Here is a 1727-nt window from a genome sequence, read left to right as displayed (position 1 = left end):
ACATTGATGATAGCTTGCAGTCAAAATTATACTGAAATAGTGAGAATATTACTTGAAAATGGTTATGACCCTAATTATAAAAATCAAAGAGGCGAAACAGCGTTTATATATTATATTTCTATAGAAAACAACCCTAGTATAGAAATAATAAAATTATTATTAGAATATGGTGCAGATATAAATGCTCAAAATAGCAAAGGCTCTACGGCATTGATGCTTGCTTCTTACGATGAAGAAAAAAAAGATTTTATGAGGACTTTATTAGAAAACGGTGCTGATACGGAATTAACAAATAATTATAATGGGAATACCGCCTTGCTTAATGCATGTGAACGAAGAAATATTGAAGGAGTTAAACTTCTTCTTGAGTATAATGCTAATATAAATGTGCAAGATGAATTTAAAAAAACTCCTTTAATATTAGCTTGTGATGCTGATTCTTATGATATGGTAAAAATATTATTAGAGCATAATGCCGACATAAATTTATCAGACCATAGAAAAGAAACGCCTCTAATGCATGCGGTAGAAGAAAGAAATAGAGATATTGTTGAGCTTCTTCTTAAATATAAACCTGATTTAACATTAAAAAATGAATCTTCAAAAACTGCATTAGATATTGCATATAAAAGAAATAATTATTTAAAAGAAATAGCAGATTTAATAAAAGAAGCTTCATCAAGAGAGATACAATTTTTATATGCTGCTGCTGAAAATAATGTGAATAAAGTTTTAAAATACATTGCTGAAGGAATTGATATTAATAATACAATAGATGAATCAGATGACTCAATAGGTTCTAATGCTTTGCTTTTAGCCTCAGAGTTTCATCATAAAGAAATAATAAAAATATTATTAGATAATAATGCTGATGTTAATTTTAGAAATTATTTAAATAAAACAGCTTTAGAATATGTTGCTAGTAATGATGATAATTTTGATATAGCTTTAGAGTTTATAAAAAGGGGAGCTGATGTAAATGCTTTAGATAATGAAAATGCTACTCCTTTAATGTATGCAGCTGCCCGCAATGCTAAAAAAATATTAAACTTGCTGATAGAAAATAATGCTGATATTAATATTCAAACTAAATCAGGCTACAGTGCTTTAATTCTTGCTGCTCTTAATAATAATCTTGATATAGTAAAAATTTTAATAGAAAATAAAGCAGATGTATTTGCAAGAGATGGTTATGGAAGAAGATGTTCATATTATGCAGATGAAAATTGGAATGATGAGATGTGTAAAATTTTTAGAAAGTATCATGATGATGAATATAAAAAAAATACTCAATTTATTTTTGATGTTTTATATTCCAAAACTGATGAAATAAATAAATATATATCTGAAGGCGGAGATGTTAATTTTCAAGATGATGGCGGGCTTACAGCTTTAACTGTTGTAGAAAAGAGAGAGATTGCAAAGATATTATTAGATAATAATGCAGATATTAATAAAAAAGGAAGGGACGGTTATACTCCATTAATGATGGCTGTAAGGAGAGATAATATAAATCTTCTAGAGTTTTTTATCGAAAATAATGCTGATCTTAATATTGCAGACCCTGAAGGAAATACTGCATTAATTATAGCTGCTAAAAATCACAAAGATGATATATTTGAGCTTTTATTAAAAAACGGAGCAGACCCATCTATAAATAATGAAGATTTAAAATTCTATATAGAGTTTGAGGATGAAATGCAAAATATATTAGAAAAATACAGCAA

1 protein-coding gene is annotated in these 1727 nt (G+C 27.3%); it reads left to right on the top strand.

Annotated features, from left to right (window positions below; translation table 11 throughout):
- On the top strand, positions 1-1727 hold a 1727-nt coding region (locus E6A48_RS05835; protein WP_219709129.1), incomplete at both ends, for an ankyrin repeat domain-containing protein.

The organism is Brachyspira pilosicoli (genome assembly GCF_019402445.1).
GTDB classification, from domain to species: Bacteria; Spirochaetota; Brachyspiria; order Brachyspirales; family Brachyspiraceae; genus Brachyspira; species Brachyspira pilosicoli_B.
The sequence above is the reverse complement of the archived record's forward strand: the minus strand, read 5'-3'. Positions and strand labels throughout refer to the sequence as shown.